This window comes from Streptomyces sp. SID3343, assembly GCF_009865215.1.
Classification (GTDB): Bacteria; Actinomycetota; Actinomycetes; order Streptomycetales; family Streptomycetaceae; genus Embleya.
In genome coordinates, this window is record NZ_WWJX01000781.1 from 1 (window position 1) to 15,239 (window position 15,239).

14 protein-coding genes and 1 pseudogene are annotated in these 15,239 nt (G+C 70.9%); 6 read left to right on the forward strand and 9 right to left on the reverse strand.

Annotated features, from left to right (window positions below):
- Positions 1-1,647 (reverse strand): condensation domain-containing protein (locus GT354_RS24355; protein ID WP_346012152.1); only part of this gene is annotated, 1,647 nt, incomplete at its 3' end.
- A 211-nt stretch (positions 1,648-1,858) separates the two neighbouring features.
- On the opposite strand from GT354_RS24355, the gene GT354_RS24360 reads away from it, so the two are divergent.
- Positions 1,859-3,478, forward strand: a complete 1,620-nt coding sequence (locus tag GT354_RS24360; protein ID WP_161358524.1) for a (2,3-dihydroxybenzoyl)adenylate synthase — start codon at positions 1,859-1,861, stop codon at positions 3,476-3,478.
- Positions 3,479-3,483: 5 nt separating this feature from the next.
- On the opposite strand, the gene solA is transcribed toward GT354_RS24360, so the two are convergent.
- Positions 3,484-4,635: an N-methyl-L-tryptophan oxidase gene (solA, locus tag GT354_RS24365; protein WP_161358515.1), complete on the reverse strand. Its 1,152-nt coding sequence runs from the start codon at positions 4,633-4,635 to the stop codon at positions 3,484-3,486.
- A gap of 36 nt (positions 4,636-4,671) precedes the next feature.
- Positions 4,672-5,739, reverse strand: a complete 1,068-nt coding sequence (locus tag GT354_RS24370; protein WP_161358516.1) for an LLM class flavin-dependent oxidoreductase — start codon at positions 5,737-5,739, stop codon at positions 4,672-4,674.
- 246 nt (positions 5,740-5,985) lie between these two features.
- Here GT354_RS24370 and GT354_RS24375 point away from each other — a divergent pair, with 246 nt between their 5' ends.
- A complete protein-coding gene (locus GT354_RS24375) occupies positions 5,986-7,194 on the forward strand; it encodes a DegT/DnrJ/EryC1/StrS family aminotransferase (RefSeq protein ID WP_161358517.1) in 1,209 nt (402 codons plus the stop codon).
- 220 nt (positions 7,195-7,414) lie between these two features.
- Positions 7,415-7,606, forward strand: a complete 192-nt coding sequence (locus GT354_RS24380; protein WP_161358518.1) for a tautomerase family protein — start codon at positions 7,415-7,417, stop codon at positions 7,604-7,606.
- Between the two features lie 27 nt (positions 7,607-7,633).
- Here GT354_RS24380 and GT354_RS24385 read toward each other — a convergent pair whose 3' ends face one another.
- From GT354_RS24385 to GT354_RS24405, 5 genes are all read right to left on the reverse strand, one after another.
- Complete coding sequence (locus GT354_RS24385) at positions 7,634-9,226, reverse strand: ABC transporter ATP-binding protein (protein ID WP_346012153.1); 1,593 nt, start codon at positions 9,224-9,226, stop codon at positions 7,634-7,636.
- Positions 9,223-10,059 (reverse strand): ABC transporter permease, encoded by an 837-nt coding sequence (locus GT354_RS24390; protein WP_161358519.1) that lies wholly within the window; start codon positions 10,057-10,059, stop codon positions 9,223-9,225. Before GT354_RS24390 ends, GT354_RS24385 begins: the two co-directional genes overlap by 4 nt.
- Positions 10,056-11,003, reverse strand: coding sequence for an ABC transporter permease (locus GT354_RS24395; RefSeq protein ID WP_161358520.1), 948 nt, complete (start codon positions 11,001-11,003; stop codon positions 10,056-10,058). The genes GT354_RS24390 and GT354_RS24395 overlap by 4 nt, the downstream gene beginning before the upstream one ends.
- 43 nt (positions 11,004-11,046) lie before the next feature.
- Positions 11,047-12,645: an ABC transporter substrate-binding protein gene (locus GT354_RS24400; RefSeq protein WP_161358521.1), complete on the reverse strand. Its 1,599-nt coding sequence runs from the start codon at positions 12,643-12,645 to the stop codon at positions 11,047-11,049.
- 75 nt (positions 12,646-12,720) lie between these two features.
- Positions 12,721-13,014, reverse strand: coding sequence for a ferredoxin (locus tag GT354_RS24405; protein WP_161358522.1), 294 nt, complete (start codon positions 13,012-13,014; stop codon positions 12,721-12,723).
- A 47-nt stretch (positions 13,015-13,061) separates the two neighbouring features.
- On the opposite strand from GT354_RS24405, the gene GT354_RS24410 reads away from it, so the two are divergent.
- The 3 genes from GT354_RS24410 to GT354_RS24415 all read left to right on the forward strand — a co-directional run bounded on the left by GT354_RS24410 (position 13,062) and on the right by GT354_RS24415 (position 14,261).
- Positions 13,062-13,415, forward strand: coding sequence for an enoyl-CoA hydratase-related protein (locus GT354_RS24410; protein ID WP_202512237.1), 354 nt, complete (start codon positions 13,062-13,064; stop codon positions 13,413-13,415).
- Complete coding sequence (locus GT354_RS52740; protein ID WP_202512238.1) at positions 13,384-13,530, forward strand: hypothetical protein; 147 nt, start codon at positions 13,384-13,386, stop codon at positions 13,528-13,530. Before GT354_RS24410 ends, GT354_RS52740 begins: the two co-directional genes overlap by 32 nt.
- Before the next feature lie 83 nt (positions 13,531-13,613).
- Positions 13,614-14,261, forward strand: a complete 648-nt coding sequence (locus GT354_RS24415; RefSeq protein WP_161358523.1) for an SDR family NAD(P)-dependent oxidoreductase — start codon at positions 13,614-13,616, stop codon at positions 14,259-14,261.
- Between the two features lie 637 nt (positions 14,262-14,898).
- On the opposite strand, the pseudogene GT354_RS24420 reads toward GT354_RS24415, so the two are convergent.
- Positions 14,899-15,239, reverse strand: a pseudogene (locus GT354_RS24420) (enoyl-CoA hydratase/isomerase family protein); the annotation flags it as partial.

A 15,239-nucleotide genomic window follows, 5' to 3' on the forward strand; every position in this document is an offset into this window, starting at 1 on the left:
GACCGGGCGGCCCGACCGGCGCGCGGGCGCGAGTTGCCCGACCGGCGCGCGCCAGGCGCGGTCGTCGGCGACCAGGGCACCGACCAGGTCACGGTAGGCGGCGAACGCCGCGTCGGGCACGCCCGGGGCGAACATGGCCTCGCGCACGTCCCAGTTCAACAGCAGGCCGTGGTCGAGCTCGGTGACTTGGGCGTCCAGCCACACTTGCGGGCCTTGGGAGACGATCCACACCGGGGCGCCGAACAGCGCCTGGACACGCTCGTCGAACACCTCGCCGAGGCCGATCGCGCTGGTGAACACGACCGGTGCGAGCACGGGTTCGCCGGTGGCGCGGGACAGGTCACGGAGCACGTCGACTCCGCCGTACGCGCCGTGTGCCACTCCCGCCCGCATGTCCTCCTGCACCCGGCGGGCCCGATCGACGAACGGCACCGGCTGCGTGGTGTCCACGCCCAGCATGATCGAGGCGCTGAAGTCGCCCACCAGGTGGGCGACACCGGGGTGCAGTGGTTCGCGGTCGAACAGCGGCAGGTTCAGCAGCAGCTTCGGGTGGCTGCTCCAGGCGCCGATCACCTCGGCGAAGGCGGCGGCTAGGGCGGCGGCGGGTCCGACCCCGTGCCGTCGGGCGCGCCCGAAGAGGGCGGTCTTGGCCCGCGGGTCGAGGTGGTGGTGCAGTCGTCGGGTGTGGTTGAGCGCGGTGTCGCGGGCGTGCACCGGGGTGAGCGGGTCGACCACGGTGGGCAGTGCGGGCGGGCCGGGCAGGTCGGCGAGCCGCTCGGTCCACCACCGCCGGGCCCGGGTTCGGGCCTGTGCTCCGGCGGCGGCGTGCTCGGCCAGGTAACGGCCGTACCCGATGTCGATGGCGGGCAGGGGCAGGCCCGGGCACTCGTACAGATGCCGCAGGTCGGCGAGCAGGATGCGCAGGCTCATGGCGTCGCCGACCATCATGTCCAGGTCGACGTGCAGTCGGGTGCGGCCCGCGGGTAGCAGCGTCAGGCCCAGCCGAAACACCTCGCCCGAGGCGACGTCCATGCGGTGGTGCGACCAGCTGTCCCGCAGTTCGGCCAGGCGCCGCTCGACGGCTTCCGCCGCCCAGGCGCGCAGGTCGTGCACGACAAGATCGACGGCGACGTCCCGGGGCGCCGCGTGGTACTGGGTCGCGTCGTCGGTGAACCGGGCACGAAGCATCTCGTGCCGGTGGGTCAGCGCGGTCAGCGCCGTGCGCAACCGGGTGGGATCGAGGTCGGATCCGTCGAATTCGGTGTAGAAGTGCGCGCCGACACCACCCAGCGGCTGGCCGTCCTGCCGGCCGGTCCAGTAGGCGTGCTGCATCGTGGCGAGCGGGTACGGCGCGGCGGCGTCGAGGTGGGTCGTCGCGGGCATCGAGTCCGGGCGGAACTCGGTGGGGGCGCGTTCGTCGAGCAGGGCGAACCAGTCGGCCAGGGTCGGCCGCTCGATCAGGTCCTCGAAGGTCACGTCGACCCCCTCGCGGCGCCACTCCCCGGCCAGCCGGATCAGCGTCAGCGAGTCGAGTCCGAAGGCGAACAAGTCGCTGTCGGGCTGGAGTTCGCCCGGTTCCAGGTGCAGGGCGCGGGCGACCGTACGACGTACGGCCTCGATCTCGAACGTTCGGTGCTCGTCCCTCACGGGCGGTTCCCCTCCAGGCTGTGGATCGATTTCGGGCAGCACCCAACCCGGCCGGCGGGGTCGGGCGGCGAAGCCCCGATGCAGAGTTGAAAATGATTTTCATATCGGGTATTCACATCCTATGCACATCTCCACAACGAGCACCAGTCCCACCAAGGACGGCTCCTACCAGGGGATGTGACACATGGTCAGCGACACGATGGAGGAACCCATGACGCAGGAATGGCCCGGATGGCCGGCACAGGACGCTCGGCGTTATCGCGACAAGGGCTACTGGGAAGGCCGCACCCTGGGGGGTCGGCTCCGTGACTGGGCGGCGCTGTACGCCGAGCGCACCGCCGTGGTGGACGGTGACCGACGTTGGACGTACGCGGAGTTGGACCGGCACGTGGACGCCCTGGTCGCGGGACTGCTCCGGCTGGGACTGGAGCGTGGGGATCGAGTCGTGGTGCAGCTGCCGAACGTGGCGGAATTCGTGCACGTGTGGTTCGCGCTGCTGCGCATCGGCGCGATACCCGTGCATGCCCTGCCCGGTCATCGGCGGGCCGAGATCGTCCACCTGGTCGAGGCGTCGGAGGCCGTGGCGTACATCGTGCCCGACCGGTACCAGCGCTTCGACTACCGCGCGCTCGCGGCCGACATCCGCGCCGACGGCGACTGCGCTTGCCTGGCCCACGTGATCGTCGCCGGCGAAGCCGGACCGTACACGAGCCTGACCGACCTGGTCGTGCCGGACGCGCCGGCGCACGAGGACCCGGCGATCGAGGCCGGGGACCTGGCGATCCTGCTCCTGTCGGGGGGAACGACGGGAGCACCCAAACTGATCCCGCGCACCCACGACGACTACGCGTACAACGCCCGCGCCGGCGCGGAGGCGTGCGCGTTGGACGCCGACTCGGTCTATCTGGCGATCCTGCCGATCGCCTTCAATTTCACCCTCGCCTGCCCCGGGGTCCTGGGCACCCTGCTCGTCGGCGGCACGGTCGTACTGGCGCCCTCCCCGTCACCGGTGACCGCGTTCACGCTGATCGCGCGCGAGCGGGTGACCATCACGGCGATCAACCCACCGCTGGTGCCGCACTGGTTCGACGAATACGCGGCGAGCGCACCCGACCTGTCGTCCCTGCGCATCCTGCAAGTAGGCAGCGCACGGCTGGCCGACGACGTGGCCCGCCGGGTGGAGCCCACTCTGGGCGTGCGTTTGCAGCAGGTCTTCGGGATGGCGGAGGGCTTGCTCAACTACACCCGCCTCGACGATCCACGCGCGCTGATCACCACCACGCAGGGCCGCCCGAGCAGCCCGGACGACGAGATCCGGGTGGTCGACGAATCCGGTGCGCCCGTGCCCGACGGACAACCCGGTGAACTGCTCACTCGCGGGCCGTACACCCTGCGCGGCTACTACCGCGCGCCCGAGCACAACGCGGTCGCTTTCACCGCCGACGGCTTCTATCGCACCGGTGACCTGGTGCGGCGGCTGCCGAGCGGCCACCTGATCGTCGTGGGCCGAGTCAAGGACCAGATCAACCGGGGCGGGGAGAAAATCGTGGCCACCGAGGTGGAAGGCCACCTGCTCGCTCACCCCGACATCAGCGCCGCGGCCCTGGTGGGGCTGGCCGACGAACAGTGGGGGGAGCGGCCGGTGGCCTTCCTGGTCTACCGCGACGCCGATACCTCCTTGACGGTGCGGGCCCTGGCGGCGTTCCTCGGCGAACGCGGCCTGGCCGCGTACAAAGCCCCGCAGGAGGTGATCGCGGTGCGAGCCATGCCGTTGACGCCGGTCGGCAAGATCGACAAGAAGGCGCTCGTGGCCTCGACGACCCGCCGGTGAACGGGCTACCGCGCAAACCGCGCGGGATCGGTGAACTCGACCCCGAGCGGGGGCTCTTCGCCGACCACGAGCGCCGCGAGGACCTCGCCGACGCCGGTGGCGTGCTTGAACCCGTGCCCACTGCACCCGCCGCCCACGACCACCCGAGGGTCGCCGGCGGGACGGCCGAGCACGAACTGCCGATCGGGTGTCCGGGTGAACAGGCAGATCTCGCCGCGCGCGGGCACCGCCTCCAGACCCGGGATCGCCGCAGGCAGCCGCTCGCCCACACCCGCCCAGTCCGCACGGCGGAATCCTCGGTCGAGAACCTCGGCGTCCACCACGTCGAACGTCGAACCACCGTCCTCGAGACCGAGCTTGACGTCCTCGCCCGCGCGCACGGTCCCGTGTCCCCACAGGCACGTGCCGTCGTCCAACTCCCGGATGAACGCCGGGAAGCGCGAGATGTGGAAGTCGTCGGCGGCTTCGGGGCGCGCGGCGAACCACGTCATCGGCATGCGGACCGCCTCCAACGAAAGGCCCGGCACCAGCGCGCCCAGCCAGGCCCCGGCAGTCACCACGACCCGGCGAACCCGGAACTCGCGCACGGTGGTCACGATCGACACGTGGTCCGCGCCGGGCCGGACCGCCGACACCCGCGTGTCGGCGTACACACGCGCACCCGCGTCGGCCGCGACCTCGACCGCGGCGCGGATCGCCGCCTCCGGGCGCACGAGCCCGGCGCCCGGTTCCCACAGCGCCACGTGGTCGTCCGCGAGGCCGTCGTGAGCGGGGAAGCGGCGGCGCACCTCGGCGGCGTCCAGCAGATCGGCCGCGACGCCGTGTGCCCGGGCGACCGCCAGCGCGGCGGGAACGAGGTGACCCGATCGCGGGCCGGCGAGCAGTCCCCCCGACGCGGTGAACAGGTCCTGCCCGCTTTCCGTCTCCAGTTCCCGCCACAGATCCCGGGACAGACGGGCGAGATCCACCAGGCCGGGGTGTTCCAGACAAGCCGTCCGGAACATCCGGCTGCCTCCGTGCGAGGACCCGTACGCGTGACCCGGGGTGTGCCGTTCGAATCCGATGACGTCCACGCCTTTGCCGGCCAGCCGCCACAGCGCGGAGGCGCCGAACGCGCCGAGCCCGATCACCGCGACGTCCGCGTCGACGCTAGCCACGCGTGTCCCCTGTCCGTGTCGTGGAAGCCGCGGTCCTCACAGGTGCGCCAGTTTCGGGGCGACGTGTTCGGCGAAGTCCCGCAGCGCCCGCTCGGCCGCCGGGAGCGGCAGCGCGCCCGGGTTGAACTGGAGGCTGACCGACAGGTCCGGCCCGAACCATTCGGCTATCTCGCCGAGTTGGCGCGCGACGTCGTCACACGTACCCGCCAGGACCTTGTTGTCGGCCAGGGCTCGCGCGAAGTCGTACGCCCGCACCTTCTCGAGAAGTGCCGCGTATCCGGGGTAGTCGCGGCCCCCGGTCCCCGGAGCGGCCCACGAGGCGACCGCGGCGCGCATCTTCTCGATGTAGTTGTTCTCCCAGTGGCGACCGACCGCCAGTGCGGTTTCGCGGTCGTCGTCCAGGTAACACGTGTACTTGATCTGTACTCGCCCCGCTCCGGCGTGACCGGCCTCGGCGCGGGCACGGTGGTACGCGGTCAGCATCACCTGCAGATCCTCGGTGGTGGTCACCGCGGGGACCACCTGGAGGTGGTGACCCGCCGCGCCGGCCGCGGCGCACGAGTCGGCGCTGGTGGCGGCCGCGACAAAGATCGGCGGATGCGGCCGTTGCACGGTTCGCGGCAGCATGGTCACCGGTCCGAAGGCGGTGTGCTCGCCGCGATGGACCACCTCCTCCTCGGACCACAGGCGGCGACACGCCTCGACGTTCTCGGCGAAGCGGGAGCGGCTCTGCTCCATCGGGATCCCGAACGCCGCGAATTCCTCGGGCAGGAAGGCCCGGCCGAAGCCCACGTCCAGTCGACCGTGCGAAAGGTTGTCGAGCATCGCGAGTTTGCCCGCGAGCTTGACCGGGTGGGTGAAGGCCGGGATCACCGCCCCGGTGACCACCCGCACCCGGGTGGTCCGCGCGGCGACGGCCGCGAGCAGCGTCACCGGGTCGGGGCAGTATCCGCCGTACGCCGAGAAGTAGTGCTCGACGGTCTGCACATGCTCGAAACCGAGCCTGTCGGCCAACTCCGCCAAACGCAGGCAGTCGTCGAAATAGGCGTGCGCGGACCGTTCGGCGGGATCAAATACGGGAAAGAAGTTGAGACCGAATTTCATGACAACTCCACGTCGAGAGGAAACCTACCGCCATTGAATAGAGCAAACGCCGGTCGAGTCAAGTCCGGGTTGTGAATCTCGGAAAACCGGTGCTAGTTTCGACAATGCCGCCGAATCTCTTGCGGCCGGCGCGCCTCCGGTGCCGTTCTCACGGCCGGATAGGGCGTATGACCTGCGCATATATGAATCAGTAACCGCACATCAAGGTACGCTTCGATACCCGAAGGGGACGTTGTGAAATCCGGCATGCGTATTTCTTTTCCGACGCGCGGGACAATTCTCGGAGAAGCCGAGATCGACGCCGTGGCGGAGGTGATCAGAGGTGGCGAGCCGTTGACCCAGGGAATATGGCGCGAGCGTTTCGAGCAACAGTTTCGCGAGTATGTCGGCACGCGTTACGCGATGAGCGTCACGAGTGGAACGGTGGCCCTGGAAACGGCGCTGCGATTGCTCGAACTTCGACCCGGCGACGAGGTGATCGTCACCCCACAAACCTTTCAGGCGACCGCGCAACCGCTCCTGGACCTCGGCGTGGACGTGGTGTTCTGCGATGTCGAGCCGGACACCCTCGACATGGACCCGGCCGTGCTCGCGCAACTGCTGTCCGACCGCACCGCGGCCGTGCTGCTCGTGCACTACGGCGGGCTGCCCGCCCGGATGGACGAGATCGTGTCCTTGGCCCGCCGGCACGGCGCCCTGGTCGTCGAGGACTGCGCCCACGCGCTCGGTGCCCGATACCGAGGACGCCGCCCCGGCTCACTCGCCGACATCGGATGCTTCAGTTTCCATGGCTCGAAGGGCATCACGACCCTGGGTGAGGGTGGCATGGTGACCTTCGATCGGCCGGACTGGGCCGAGCGCCTGGATCGGGTGCGCTCCAACGACACCGACTACGAGTTTTTGCCCTACGCCGGGCCGGAGCACGCCGAGCCGCCGCTGCTGCCGTGGATGCGATACGCCGACGAGGTGTACCGCCACACCTGCACGCGGGTGCGCCGCGCGGGCACGAACGCGACGATGTCCGAGGCGGCGGCCGCCGTGGGCATCGTGCAGTTGGGTCGGATGACGGCGGCCACGCTTCGTCGCCGCGCGGTGGCGGAGCGACTGGACGCGGTGGTGGGCGACTTCGCGCACACCCGGACCCACCGAGCCGCGCCCGGCGACGAGCACGCGTACCACCTGTACACGTTCTTCCTCGACGACACCAACCGCAGAGAGACCCTGGTACGGGCCCTGGATCGGGCCGGGGTGGAGGTCCAACTGCGTTATTTCCCACTGCACTTGGTGCCGGAATGGCGAGCCCGGGGACACGGGCGCGGGGCGTGCCCGGTGGCGGAGCGATCGTGGTTCGAGGCCCAGGTGAACCTGCCCTGCCACCCGGGCCTGACGGACGATGACGTGGACTACCTCGTCGAGGCGCTGCGCGCATGCCTCGCGCAGGCGTGCGCCTCCTGAAGACGGGCGCCCTTCCGAGACGGGTGCTTCCGTCGGGTGCCCTGCCCGGGTGCCCGGGTGCCCCGTGCCCGGTTGCCCGGGTGCCCCGGTGCCTTCCGGCGGGTGCCTACAAGGTACGCCCGCTTGTGGGCGGGCTTCTTCCAACCACCGGCGCCGAGTCGAGCGAGGGTTTCTCGCATCGCGTCGAGCCGGATATCCAACACCTGAAGGAGTGGTGTCCATGCCTTTCGTCGAGGTCAAGTTGTACGAGGAACGGCTGACCCCCGAGACCGAACAAGCGTTGATCAGCCACATCACCGAGGCGGTGGTGGCGGCGTTGGGTGAGTCGGTACGCGAGCAGACGTGGGTGATGCTGAGCGGCGCGCCGGCCGCACGCTGGGGCGTGGGCGGCGAGCGAGGGCAGGCGCGGTGAGGTGACGTCGGGGCGGCCGACGGACGATCAGGCGGGCGCGCGTCCGAGATCGGCCCCGGCCGCTTCGGCCGCCGCTGTCACCCCGGCCGCTTCGGCCGTCGCCAACGACGGGGCGGATGCCAGGAGTTGCCGGGTGACGGCCTCGCGGGGCCGGGTCAGTACGTCCTCGACCGGTCCCCACTCGACCAGTCGGCCCTGCCGGAGTACCGCCACCTGGTCCGCGTGGCGGGCCACCAGCGTGAGGTCGTGCGTCACCAGCACGACGGTCAGTCCGAGTCCGACGCGCAGTTCGTCCAGCAGGTCCAAGACGGTTTCGGCGATCTCGGGGTCCAACGCCGAGGTGATCTCGTCGCAGACCAGGACGGCCGGGTTCGCCGCCAACGCCCGGGCGAGAGCGACCCGTTGGCGCTCCCCACCGGACAGGGCGGCGGGCCGGCGGTCCGCGATGTCGACCGGCAGGCGCACCAGGCCGAGCAGCCGGTCCACCTCTGCCCGGGTGCGGTCGGCGTCCATGCGCCGGAGGCCCCGAAGTGGGCGCGACAGCGCCCGGCGGACCGTCTCGCGGGGATTGAGCGCGCCCACCGGGTCCTGCTGCACCAGTTGGATGTGGCCGCGCGGTACCGGCGTTCGGGATCGGTCGGCGGCGGGCTTCCCGTCCTCCCAGCGCACGGTTCCGGCCTCGATCCGGTGCAGCCCGGCGACGCAACGGGCCAGGGTCGACTTGCCCGACCCGGAGGGGCCCACCACGGCGGTGCACGATCCGGCCGGCACCCGAAGCGTCACGTCCGCCACCACCCGATGGGAGCCGTGCGAGGCCGACACATCGCGGATCACCAGCCCCGCGCTCGGTGGCTCGATCGGCGCCGTGCGGAGCCTGGGGCGCACCGGTGCGAGACGGGCGGCCAGGATGTCGCGGGGTGCTCCTTCGCGGACGACGCGCCCCGCGTCCAACTCCACGACGCGGTCCGCCAAGCCCGCCACCAGGTGTGGGTCGTGGCTCACCAACACCGCCGCCCGACCGTGCTCGCGCAGCACGTCGATCACGAGCGCCCGGGTGTCCTGGGCGGTGACGCTGTCGAGGCCGCTGGTCGGCTCGTCCAGCACCATCAGGACGGGTGATCCGGCGAGCGCGACGGCGAGCGCGACGCGTTGCGCCTGTCCCCCCGAGACGCCGTGCGGATACCGCCGCAGGAAGGAGTCGTCGACCGGCAGCCCGACCCCGGACAGCAACCGCGCGACCTCCGTCCCCACCCACGCGCGCCCGCTCGCGGCCGACGCGCGCAACCGGACGGCCTCGGCGACCTGTGTGCCGATACGCCGCATCGGGTTGAGCGCCGAGGCAGGATCCTGACCGAGGAAGGTCACCCGTTCGCCCCGCAGGCGGCGGGCGCCTTCGGCGGTCAGCGGATCGACGCCGTCCACTCGCACGGTGCCCCCGCGCACACGCAACCCCGGACGCACGTGCCCGAGAAGGGTGAGCGCGAGGGTCGTCTTCCCGGACCCGGAACGGCCCACAAGGGCCACCACCTCGCCCCGGGCGATCGTCAGGTCGACATCGCGCACGACCGCCGGGCCGTCCGCGGGGCCGATGGTCAGGGCCTGCACGTGGGCGAGCGTCACGCCGCTTCCCTTCCGAAAGATTCCGAGACCCGGTCCGCCAACAGGTTGACCGAGACCGCGAAGACGACGAGCAGGAGCGTGGGAGCCAGGAACGGAGCGGTCGTCAGTGACGCGCCCGGCAGGTTTTCCTGCACCATGCGCCCCCAGTTGGCCGCCGGCGCACCTTGGCCCAAGCCCAGAAAACCGGCCGTCGCGCTCAGGTGCACGGCGGCGACCAAGCGAATACCGGCGTCGGTCAGCAGTGGCCCGACCATGTTGGGCAGGACGTCGTAGCGCAACACCGCCGAAGCGCTGTCACCGCGGGCTCGCGCCGCTTCGATGTACCCGTGCCCGGCGAGCCTGCGTCCCGACGCACGCACCACACGCACCGAGAACGGCAGCGTGGTCAACGCCACGGCGACCACGACGGCCGTGTCACTGCCGGGGAATCCGGCGGCCAGCACGAGCATCGACAACAGCGCGGGCACGGCGGCGAGAACGTCCACCAGGCGCACCAGCAGGTCGCCGGCGCGCGTCTTGGTGAAGGCGGCCCACAACCCGACGAGCGTGCCGAGCACCGTGGTCGCGGCCGTGGCGCAGACGCCCGCGATCACGATGGTGCGACCGCCGTGCAGAACCCGACTGAGCACGTCGCGCCCCAACATGTCGGTGCCCAGCACGTGCTTCGCGTCGGGCGACTCGAAGGGCAGACCGACCTGCTCGGTCGGCGCGTGGGGCGCCAGGTACGGGCCCAGCAGGGCCACCAGGAGCACGCATGCCAGCCCTGTGCTCGCGCACACGACCACCACGCTCGGGCGCGTCCGCCGGGTGGCGGAGGTCCGCACCACCCTCATGCGCGCGCTCTGGGGTCGAGCAGGTTCGCGACGACGTCGCCGACCAGCAACATCAACAGCATGACCGCACACAGCGCGAGGGCGATGCCCTGAACCATCGGCACGTCCCGTGCGGCGACGGCCTGTTGCAGTTCGTGGCCGATACCCGGATAACCGAACACGCTCTCCACCACCACGGTGCCGCCGACGAGACCTCCCGTGGTCAACGCGAGCGCCTGGACGGCCGGGGCGAGCGCCCCGGGCAGCACGTGTCGCACGGCCAGGCGTATGCCACGCACCCCGTTCAATCGCGCGGACTCGATGTAGGGCGTGGTACGGATGTCGGCCACTGTTGCCCGGATCAGTCGCGTCGCGGCGGCGGAGCCCACCACGCACAAGGTCAGCACGGGCAGAACCAGGGTCTCCGGCGCCTGAAGCGGCGACTGCCCCAGCGGTACCAGGGACACCCGGGGAAACGCGTCCAGCCATACCGCCAGTACCGCGAGCAGTAGGCCGGCGGTGACGAACTCCGGTATCCCCACCGCGATTTGCGTTGCGGTGGTGATCCAACGATCGGCCGCTCGCCCGGCGCGCATACCCGCGCCCAGGCCCAGGACCACGGCGAGCGGCGCCGCGACGGCCGATGCCAGACCGGCGAGCAGCATGCTGTCGGGCAGTCGGTCGGTTACCACGTCGGCCACGGGGCGGCGGCCGACCAGCCCGGTCCCCAGGTCACCGTGTACGGCATCCCAGGCCCACTCCCGGTAGCGATCCGCAGGCGACCGATCCAGACCCAGTTCGGTGCGCAACTGCTCGCGCTGTGCCGGTGAGGCGTCGACGCCGGCGACCACGTCCACCGCGTCCCCCGGCAGTACCTCGGTGGCGGTGAACACGCCCGCCGACAAGACGATCAACACCGCGAGTGCCCCGGCGGTCCGGCGCAGCATGTACCGAAGCACGTTCACGCCCGCCCGCCTCCTCGCGGCGGCTGCCGTCGCGCTCGCGTGCTCATCGCACCGTCGCCTGGCCGAAGCCGGGGAACTGCTGGAACAGGTCGTCCCCGATGCCGGCCACGGAGCGCGTCGCGGCATTGACGTAGGGCTTGAACACGGGCATGACGGTGTTGCCCTCGCTCCACATGACCCGTTGCGCCGCGCCACCGATCTCCCGCGAGCGCAGCGGGTTCCGCTCCGCTCGGGCGCGCGCGACCTGCTCGTCCACGTCCGGACGATTCCATCCCAGAGCGCCAGGCGCGCCACCGGCGGTGGTCACCTGGTAGGAGGACAACGCGGGGACGGGGACATTGAACGCGGCTGCGAGCGGAAGGCGGGTGTAGGCGGGAAAGTCGGCGAAGAGTTGGCCGGCGGGAAGCTCGCGCAGGGACGCGCGCACCCCGATCTTCTTCAGGTCCTCGATGTAGAGCGTCGCGGCCTCGATCATGCCGGGTGTCTCCGGGCCGCTGGTCAGGGTGACCTCCATGCCCTCCGCTCCCGCCTCGCTCAGCAGGGCACGGGCTCGCGCGGGGTCGTGCGGGCGTTGCGGGATCTGCTGCCCGTAGTCGGCGAATCCGATCGAGGGCAGGTCGTTGCCGAGTACACCTCGGCCGAACAGCACGGTCTCGACCATGGCCTGCCGGTCGACGGCGAGCTTGAACGCCTCACGCACGCGTGGGTCGTCGAACGGCTTGACGCTCATGTTCATCCGGAAGGACAACCCGACGAGATAGGGACTCTCGGTGGGCGTGAGTACGAACCGTCGGTCCGCCTCGACGGTGCGGGCCGTCACCGGGGGAAGGTCGTGCACGAAGTCGACCTGGCCACCCGTCAGGGCGCCCGCGCGCGCGTCGCCGGCGGCTATGGAACGCAGTTCGAGCCCGTCGAGGTAAGGCCCGCCGCCGAGGGCGAGACCGTAGTAGTCGTCGTTGCGCGTGAACGCCGCACCCTGGCCGGGCTCGAACCGGGTGAGCTTGAACGGCCCGCAGGTGGGCGTCTTGATCGAGTACTCGGTCGTACCCTCCTTGACCACCAGGAAGTTGCCTTGGCACAGGATCAACCGCCCGTCCGCGATCGGCTTTCGCGTCGGTAGAACCACGGTGAGATCGCCCTCTACCCGGGCTCGATCGAGGTCGAAGTTCGCCGCCGGCATCTTGTAGACGGGCAGCGGACTCGCCTTGGCCGGTCCGGCCAGGGAATACAGGACGTCGCGCGCGGTGACCGGCGAGCCGTCGGTGAACCGGATGCCCGGGCGGACCCGCAGAGTGTAGGTGGCCAGGTCCTCCGAGACGTCCATCCCCTCCAGGACGCCGTATCGGACACCGTCGGGGGCGCCGGGGTCCAAGTTGCCGAGACCGGCGTGCCAGGCTCGGGCCCGGACGAAGTCCATCGGCGTCGGTCCGCGGAAGTGGTCGAGCGTCTCGGACGCGCCACCGCCGACGAAGGCGGCACGCAAAGTGCCGCCGGGGCGCTTGGCGGCCCCGCCCTTGTCCGGATCGGCTGTCGGGGTCCCGTCGTCGGAGCATGCGGTCAGCAGGGTCGATCCGGCCGCCAAGGCGAGTGCGCCGCCGGCTGTTCCCAGCACGAATCGACGACGGGCGAGGGTCGGGGACATGGTTCTCCTGGTCGTGATGAGCGGGCGCCGGTGCGCCCGTTGTCGGTCGGATGGGTGTGTCGGCGCGACCTGTCTTCAGGTCGGGGAGCGAGCGGGCGTCACGGTGATGGCCCCGGACGGGCATTCGCGTACGGCTTGCTCGACATCGGTCCGCGCGTGCCCTCCGGGCGGCGGTTCGAGGAGCAGGACCCGCCCATCGGTGGAGTCCTGGTCGAACACGGCCTCCGCCGCGAGCACGCATTGCCCCGCGCCGACGCATCGTTCACGATCGACCTCGACCTCGACCTCGACCTGGGAACGGGCGTCGAGCCGGAGCTTCTGACGCTCCGTCAGGGACGCGGAAGGTTGGGCGTCCGGTGCGTGTGACATGTCGTCTTCCCCAATGCTGACGTGGACACAGCGGCACCTTACAGGAAATGATTTTCATTATCGATCACCTCGGACCATCGCCGACCGGAGCAACGGGTGTCGCCCTGGCGGGCGCTCGTCCGTGCCGGCGAGCCGCGTTCCGGTCCGGCGCGCCGGACGACGAGGTGTTCGCGCTGCCGGAGGTCAAGCGCGGACTGGTCGCGGGCGGAGGAGGGCTGCTGCGGCTGCCGCGCAGGCTCCCGTACCACGTGGCCATGCGATCGGCGCTCACCGGAGCACCGCTGACCGCGACGCGGGCACACGCCTTCGGCCTGGTGAACGAACCCGCGCCGCCCGGCGGCAGGTTGCACGCCGCCGTGCCCCAAGCGCATGGTCGCCGAATCCGGCTCCTGGCCCGCTGACGAGACGTGGTCCCGCCGGGAGGCGATCACCACACCGGTGTTCGCCTTCCACGACGCCCGTGAAGGCGCGGCCGCCTTCGCCGAGAAGCGCGCCCCGCGCCGGCAGGGCCGCTGACCTCCGGCGCCCCCTCCCGCGTGATCGGCCCAACCCCGCGTCGGACCCTTGGTCCACCGCGATCAACCCGAGGAGCACCACCGATGCACCTCGACAACGCGTCCGCCCTCGTCACCGGCGAGGCCTCGGGCCTGGGCCGGGCCATCGCCGCGCGCCTGCTCGACCTGCCCACCTCGGCCGGCGCCGACGTCGCCGAGACACCGGCCCGCGAATCCGGACACCCCGTGCGATTCGTGCCCGGCGACGTCCGCAGCCGCGAGGACGCCGCCACCGGTGTCGAGACCGCCGCCGAACTCGGCCCGCTGCACGTCGCCGTCAACCGCGCCGGCACCGAAAGCGCCATCCGCACCGTCGCCAAGGACGGCGCCTCATACCCGCAGGAAGCCTTCGAATTCCTCGTCGGCATCAACCTGTTCGGCACCTTCGACGTCCAGGCCGTGTCTTCGGCGCGGGCGGCGGCCTCGTCGGCGTCGTCGAACCCTGCCGCATGGGCCGGCACGTCCAGCGCGCCGGCATCCGGGACGTCGGTGAACTCACCGAGACCCTCCACGCCGACGACGGACACGAACCGGCCACACAGCCGCAGCATTGGGCCTTGCTCGGCACGACCCGGAGTTCGGCGCGCAACTCGTCGGGAGCCGCGCCGGCGTCGGCCCGGCCCACCCCGTTGGCTTGATCAGCAGCTCGTCCGCCGAACCGGCGTGACTCGTCACAGTTCTGCCGCGCGGTGACTCCACCCGGGCCGACGCCGACCACGGTCGTCCACCTTCAAGGAGAGCAACCGCGTGACCATGCTCGCAGGACAGATCGACGGCGTCATCGGCGTCGACACCCACCGCGGCACCCTCGCCGCGACCGCCGCTCGTGAGACCGGTTGATCTGCGGGTTCGCCCTCGGCTCGCCTCCGATGCGGTTCCCGCACCCGCTTCGGCGCGTAAACAGTCGCGTGATCGCATCCGATGCAATACGCGGCACTTCGCAGATTTCAGCAGGATAAAACGTTAAGAAACGATCTTGATCCGGCTGTCTGGCTGCTCCTGGACGCAATCTCTGCGGCCTCTATGCCGGTTCGGGCTCCGCGGTCGCGGGCGCCGTAAGCCTGTCGCAGGTCGGTCAACCACGAGGCCGGAGGCAGCTGGAGTCGCTACGTCTCCGGCAACCACCTACGGTCACCATCAGGCTGGGACCCGCAAGACACTCGCCACAGTCGAATACGCGAGTCCACCAAGTCCGACCGGCCTCCACGAGGCGACGTGACAGTCGACAACGTCGGCATCCGATGAGATCGGGGAGCCGCACGCCGTCAAAGTCGTAGGACACCGATGAGTACATGGGGTCCTCTGAGTACATGGGGTCCTCGTCCAGGTCCTATCCGGGCAGTCCCCGGAGCAGGCCCTCCAGGTCGCGTTCGCCGTCGCGGGTCTGGGCGCCGTGGGTCAATCCGCCGCGGATGAGACGCTCGGCCTCGGGGCGAGCGAACTGGTTCGCCCAGGCGTCGTGTTCCCGTCGCAGACCCTCGGCCAGGTCCTCGGGGGCGATGGCGCGCTTGGCCGCCGCGATCACGCCCTCGGGCAGGGCGGCGATGTTGCGGGCGAGGCGGTCGACGACGTCGTCGAGTTCGTCGGCGGGGACGGCCCGGTTGACCCAGCCGTAGCGCTCCGCGGTCTCGGCGTCGTACAGGTCGGCGCCCAGCACCGCCTCCAGGGCGC

What these genes read in the sequence shown, in the direction of transcription:
- GT354_RS24360 (WP_161358524.1), top strand. Translation starts at nt 1,859, where the DNA reads ATGACGCAGGAATGGCCCGGATGGCCGGCACAGGACGCTCGGCGTTAT.
- GT354_RS24370 (WP_161358516.1), bottom strand. Translation starts at nt 5,739, where the DNA reads ATGAAATTCGGTCTCAACTTCTTTCCCGTATTTGATCCCGCCGAACGG.
- GT354_RS24375 (WP_161358517.1), top strand. Translation starts at nt 5,986, where the DNA reads ATGCGTATTTCTTTTCCGACGCGCGGGACAATTCTCGGAGAAGCCGAG.
- GT354_RS24380 (WP_161358518.1), top strand. Translation starts at nt 7,415, where the DNA reads ATGCCTTTCGTCGAGGTCAAGTTGTACGAGGAACGGCTGACCCCCGAG.
- GT354_RS24390 (WP_161358519.1), bottom strand. Translation starts at nt 10,059, where the DNA reads ATGAGGGTGGTGCGGACCTCCGCCACCCGGCGGACGCGCCCGAGCGTG.
- GT354_RS24400 (WP_161358521.1), bottom strand. Translation starts at nt 12,645, where the DNA reads ATGTCCCCGACCCTCGCCCGTCGTCGATTCGTGCTGGGAACAGCCGGC.
- GT354_RS24405 (WP_161358522.1), bottom strand. Translation starts at nt 13,014, where the DNA reads ATGTCACACGCACCGGACGCCCAACCTTCCGCGTCCCTGACGGAGCGT.
- GT354_RS24410 (WP_202512237.1), top strand. Translation starts at nt 13,062, where the DNA reads ATGATTTTCATTATCGATCACCTCGGACCATCGCCGACCGGAGCAACG.
- GT354_RS52740 (WP_202512238.1), top strand. Translation starts at nt 13,384, where the DNA reads ATGGTCGCCGAATCCGGCTCCTGGCCCGCTGACGAGACGTGGTCCCGC.
- GT354_RS24415 (WP_161358523.1), top strand. Translation starts at nt 13,614, where the DNA reads ATGCACCTCGACAACGCGTCCGCCCTCGTCACCGGCGAGGCCTCGGGC.